General features: G+C 54.4%; 6 protein-coding genes. 4 read left to right on the forward strand and 2 right to left on the reverse strand.

The features are described 5' to 3' along the window. The first annotated feature begins 144 nt into the window (after positions 1 to 144). From L248_RS11600 to L248_RS11610, 3 genes are all read left to right on the forward strand, one after another. A complete protein-coding gene (locus L248_RS11600; RefSeq protein ID WP_022530428.1) occupies positions 145 to 1,116 on the forward strand; it encodes an aldo/keto reductase family protein in 972 nt (323 codons plus the stop codon). 220 nt (positions 1,117 to 1,336) lie between these two features. After that, positions 1,337 to 1,954, forward strand: coding sequence for a hypothetical protein (locus L248_RS11605; RefSeq protein ID WP_040536564.1), 618 nt, complete (start codon positions 1,337 to 1,339; stop codon positions 1,952 to 1,954). Positions 1,955 to 1,985: 31 nt separating this feature from the next. After that, complete coding sequence (locus L248_RS11610) at positions 1,986 to 2,177, forward strand: hypothetical protein (protein ID WP_040536566.1); 192 nt, start codon at positions 1,986 to 1,988, stop codon at positions 2,175 to 2,177. A gap of 66 nt (positions 2,178 to 2,243) precedes the next feature. Here the strand turns inward: L248_RS11610 and L248_RS11615 are convergent, their stop codons facing one another. Beyond that, complete coding sequence (locus L248_RS11615; RefSeq protein ID WP_022530430.1) at positions 2,244 to 2,963, reverse strand: DUF4811 domain-containing protein; 720 nt, start codon at positions 2,961 to 2,963, stop codon at positions 2,244 to 2,246. Continuing rightward, on the reverse strand, positions 2,960 to 4,447 hold the full coding sequence (locus L248_RS11620; RefSeq protein WP_040536568.1) for an MDR family MFS transporter: 1,488 nt from the start codon (positions 4,445 to 4,447) through the stop codon (positions 2,960 to 2,962). The genes L248_RS11615 and L248_RS11620 overlap by 4 nt, the downstream gene beginning before the upstream one ends. A gap of 119 nt (positions 4,448 to 4,566) precedes the next feature. Here L248_RS11620 and L248_RS11625 point away from each other — a divergent pair, with 119 nt between their 5' ends. Then, positions 4,567 to 4,998, forward strand: coding sequence for a MerR family transcriptional regulator (locus tag L248_RS11625; protein ID WP_022530432.1), 432 nt, complete (start codon positions 4,567 to 4,569; stop codon positions 4,996 to 4,998). Positions 4,999 to 5,077: the final 79 nt, after the last annotated feature.

A 5,077-nucleotide genomic window follows, 5' to 3' on the forward strand; every position in this document is an offset into this window, starting at 1 on the left:
TTTCCCGCCTTTGTCCTTATGCGTACGCTTCTCCCGCTCGGCTCCGCTCTCTCCTCTGGTTACCAAAAAGTGCCTTATTGCACGCGCTTCCTTTCTCCCCTACACTGAATTGGTAAGCAGAAATTGGAAGGACGTGTCTCAAATATGGAATATCGGCACTTAGGTAAAGCTGGCTTGCGGGTCAGTGCGTTGGCGCTGGGCAGTTGGATGACGAACCTGCACGGGCAGGAGAAGCAGGACCTGGCGGCGCAGAGTATTAAGCTGGCCTACGAGCATGGCATCAACTTCTTCGATTGTGCGGATGCGTATAGCGGCGGCGAGGCGGAGAAGTTCCTGGGCACTGTACTGAAGCAGTTCCCGCGCAAGGAACTGGTCGTCTCCAGCAAGGTCTACTTCCCGACCGGCGAGGGTCCCAACGACCGCGGTCTGTCCCGCAAGCACATCATGGAGTCCATCGATCAGTCGCTGGAGAACATGCAGCTGGATTATCTCGATCTGTACTTCTGCCACCGCTTCGACAAAGAGACGCCGATGGAAGAAACGCTGCGGGCGTTGAGCGACTTGGTCGACCAGGGCAAGATCCTCTACTACGGCGTCAGTGAAGGCTGGACCCCGGTGCGTTTGGAGAAAGCCAACACGATCATCAAGGAAGAACACCTGCACCCGATGAGCGTCGTACAGCCGCAATACAACATCTTCGACCGCTACATCGAGAACGAACTGATGGATGTCTGCGGCGAGCTGGGGATGGGCATCGTACCTTTCTCCCCGCTGTCCCAGGGTCTGCTCACCGGCAAGTACCGGCTGGGCAAGCCGATTCCGGCCGGCTCCCGTGCCACTTATCAGGACCAGATTCAGGCGATGCTGACGGAGGACAACTTGAAGAAAGTGGACGCCTTGGTGGCCATGGCCGACGAGTTGAATACCGATTTGGCGACATTCTCGCTAGCCTGGGCGCTGCGTGACCCGCGGATTTCGAGTTTGATTACCGGAGCCAGCAAGCCGGCCCAGTTAGAGAGTAACTTGAAGGCCTTGGACTTGAAGATTCCGGACGAATATTATGCCCGGGTGGATAAGCTGTTCCATTTTGAGAAGTTCCACCGGCAGATCGGATAAAACGATAAGGAAAAGCAAGGGAGGCCAAATGCGGGCCTCCCTTGCTTTTCCTTATCGTTTTGGAAGCGGCAGCATTGGGGATATCTGGATTGGATTCTGGTGATTACACTAAAATACCCGCGGGCGGGAAAATTGTCTGCCTTCTTTTTTGCGTTTTCTTTTAACATTGGCAACGTTTTGCGTAATCTACCTTGTGAGTGAATAATGGAAGGTGAGTGCAATGGCAGATTATACGGCGGTGGTTTATCATGCAACGAAAGAGTTCCCGGGCAACCGGCTGTTGAGCGACGGATATCATGGGATGAAAATTGATCGCTACAGTACAGCCCAAATATTGTCTGGAAAAGTGAGAAAGAATCCCGGAAACCTCGGTTATGGCTTCTACAGCTTTGTGGGGGACCCGTTCCTCGCACAGGCATTTGGAGATAAATTTAGTGGTCGTACAGTTGTGTTGAAACTTCGAGTGACTTCTCCAGAGGAAAATATACTCTCTTTTGCAACAAATCATCAGGATAGGTTGAAATTTCGGCAATGGTTACTCCACCCGAAAACTCAAAGTGCATTGGCAATTCTGAAAAAGTATTACGGCAACCAGTATCGCAATACCAGCGTGCAGAAATCACTGGATGGCATTATGACGGAGTTGTTCTGCCTATTCTTGAAAGATTCATCATTACGCACCATTCAATTAGTCGAACAACTGACTCACACTGCAATTGACGGGCTCCCAAACAGCAGCATTCCAAACGGGGTAGAGTTATTAATCAAGTCTGCTGACGTAGTAACCGCTGTCGAGCGGTATGATGCAGCGAGACAGAGTGGAAACATCCGTGATTAAGGTTGTATAATTTGTAAAGGAGGTGGGTGCTTTGACCGAAATCGATTCTGGACAAAAATCAATGGATCAGCTCATTGACGACTTTTATGACAAGTACGACGTCGCCAAGGCAATCGCGGTTATGGCCGGGTTGGAAAAACCCGGGTCAACCATTTCACTCAAAGAAGCAACCGCTGCAGAGGCTGCCCGTCGAGCCCCAAAAATCGTCACCAACGAAAAATAGCGAAGACAAAGAAAATAGGCGTATCCCAGTTTTGTGGAGAGCGCCTATTTTCTTTGTCTGGATTGCCTATTTCTTCACTGCCGCAATGGCAGCCTGGATCGCTTGCTGCTGAATCTTTGCCGTTGCTTCCTTAACAACGGCCGCCTGTTGGGCAGCGGTCATTTGCGGATTCTTCATCCGCGCCGCTTTGACTTGCGCGGCGACGGCGGCCTGCATCTGGGCTTTTTGTGCTGCACTGGGATGCTGGAAGGCTTTGAGTCGTTTGGCTAAGGCCTTGGCTTGGCTGGTCGTCAGCGTGGTCCAGGTCTTGGGGATGATATAGGTGTTCACTTGCTTGGCGAACAGGCCATCATTCTCGTTCCCGAAGAGGACGCGATAGAAGTCGTTTTGATACCGCCAGGTCGTCCGTTTCTTGACGACTTGGGCGGACTGAGCACTGGCGCTTGGCTGGACCTTGTTGGTCACAGCGTAGTCGGCTTTAGAATGCGTCGTTTTGCCGTCGTGCTTGTAGATATAGACTTGCCGTTTACCGTTTGTCCCCACATTTTGGTACAGGAGCAGCGGCAGCTGTTTGCTCGGCGACGCCGAGGTGATCGTCTGGGTCGTCGTGGTGGTTTTCTCCACCATGCCGAAGTTGTTCTGGTCGTTAATGGTGACCAGAACCAGCGCTCCCAAGACAATGGCCCCGAATACGGCGATCAAGGCCGTCCGCGCCACCCCGGAACGCATCATGATAAAGCTGAGGTACAGCGCGATGACGGCGATACCAAGAATCCACAGAATCATTCTGCCGCCTCCTTGTCTTCCTTCATTTCTGCCACATCAACATCGTGGGACCGCTGCTTCTTGTTCAGGAAGAAAGCCAGGATCCAGCCCACTGCGCTGAAGCCGGTGGCAATCCAGAATGCGGCATGATAGCCGGACAGGGTCGCGTTGAAGAAGTCGTGCTTATAGGCCAAGGGGTCCAGCTTCAACAAGCTGGCCGCCGGCTTGGCATTGTTCGTCACGTTGGTCAGGACCGAGACCATGATGGCCGTGGTCATGGATGTCGCCACCTGCCGGACCGTGTTGTTCACAGCCGTACCGTGGCGGATCATTTCTCCACTCAACGCATTCATCCCGTTGGTGGTCAGCGGCATCTGGACCATCGACACCCCGAACATCCGCACAGCGTAGAGCACTGTAATGTAAATGGACGGTGTCGTGGCGGTGATGAACGCATAGGGAATCGTGGCAATCGTCAACAGGAACAAGCCCAGCTGAGCCAGCCGGCGGGCGCCGATGCGGTCGAAGACGGCGCCGGTGACGGGGCTCATCAAGGCGATGAGCAGCGCCCCGGGCAGCAGCGTCAGCCCGGATTCGAAGGCGGACTTACCGTGGATGATTTGGAGATAGAGGGGAATGACCATTTCTGCCCCGACCATCGCCATGTTAGAAATGGATGCCAGAATCGTGGAGAGCGTGAACACGTGGTTCTTGAAGACCCGAATCTGGACGAAGGGATTCTTCAGGTGCAGTTGGCGCCGCGCAAAGAGGGCCATGACGACTGCCCCGAGCGCGATGCTGGCCAGGACCACCGGATCACCCCAGCCCTTGTTGCCGACTTCTGAGAAGCCGTAGAGCAAGGCGCCGAAGCCCAGCGTGGATTCCGCCAGCGATGGCACGTCGATCGTGGGGTTCGTATTCGGCAGCACGTTGCGCATGAAGAAGAACGAGGCCACCAGCACCAAGGCGGCGACCGGGATAATCATGCCGAACAGCGTCCGCCAACCGAAGTTATCGATCACATACCCGGACAGCGTCGGGCCAATGGCCGGCGCCACCCCAATGGCGATACCGGCGATACCCATGGCGGTCCCCCGCTTCTCCATCGGGAAGATGGAGAGCATGATGTTCTGCAGCAAGGGCATCGTGACCCCCACGCCCAGTGCCTGGATCAAGCGCGCTGTCAGCAGCATCGGGAAGCTGTTAGAAAGGAACGCCACGACGGTCCCTAACTCGAAGGTGCTCATGGCAGTAATGTACAGCCACTTGGTCGGCACCTTGGCACTTAAGTAAGCCGACACAGGAATCATGATCCCGTTGACCATGAGGAACCCAGTCGTCAGCCACTGAACGGTGGCGGTGGAAATATTGAAGGCCTTCATCAAGGTCGGAAAGGCGGTCGCCAGGATCGTCTGATTCAGCACGGTAATGAACACACCCGTAACCAGCGTGATGACCAACATCGTCACGTTGACCGGGCGGCCATTGTTATCTTTAACTTGCACGCTCAAGCCACCTTTTTCAGAAAAAATGTTGTACGACCACTTTACCACATTTTGTGACATTGACAAGACCTAATCTGATATTCATAATAGCAAGTATCAGGAAAGGCGGTGCAAAACCATTGGATAGCATTGTAAAGAAGCTCAAAACGCTGGATATTTCCATGGGGATCGGTGAAACCAGCCGCATCACCGGCGCCACCACCACGCAAATTCGGTATTGGGAGAAAAAGGGTTTGATCCACCCCATCCGCCACGCCACCGGCGGGAACAAGCGGTACAGTATCAAGACGCTGACGAAGATCATGATCATTAAGAGTTTCATCGACGACGGCTACACTTTGGCGAAGGCAGGGGACCTGATCCAGGCCCACTACCAAGACGTGGACACGTTCCGAACCATCGTGAAGCAGCGGCTGACGGGGCTGACCCACACAGACGACCGGACGCGGGTCAACCTGGGCGCCATCGACAACGACCCGGATTACGACATGGTCATTGACGTGCAGGGAGACGACGTGAAGGTGTTGAAGCTGAAGCGGGAAGAAAAGTAATTGTCTGGCGCTGGACCCGGGCGACTCCGGGCTCCGCGGGCGGGGGCTGGAACGTGGTGGGCACGGCTTTGAGCCTTTT

It is taken from the genome of Schleiferilactobacillus shenzhenensis LY-73 (assembly GCF_000469325.1).
Taxonomy (GTDB): domain Bacteria; phylum Bacillota; class Bacilli; order Lactobacillales; family Lactobacillaceae; genus Schleiferilactobacillus; species Schleiferilactobacillus shenzhenensis.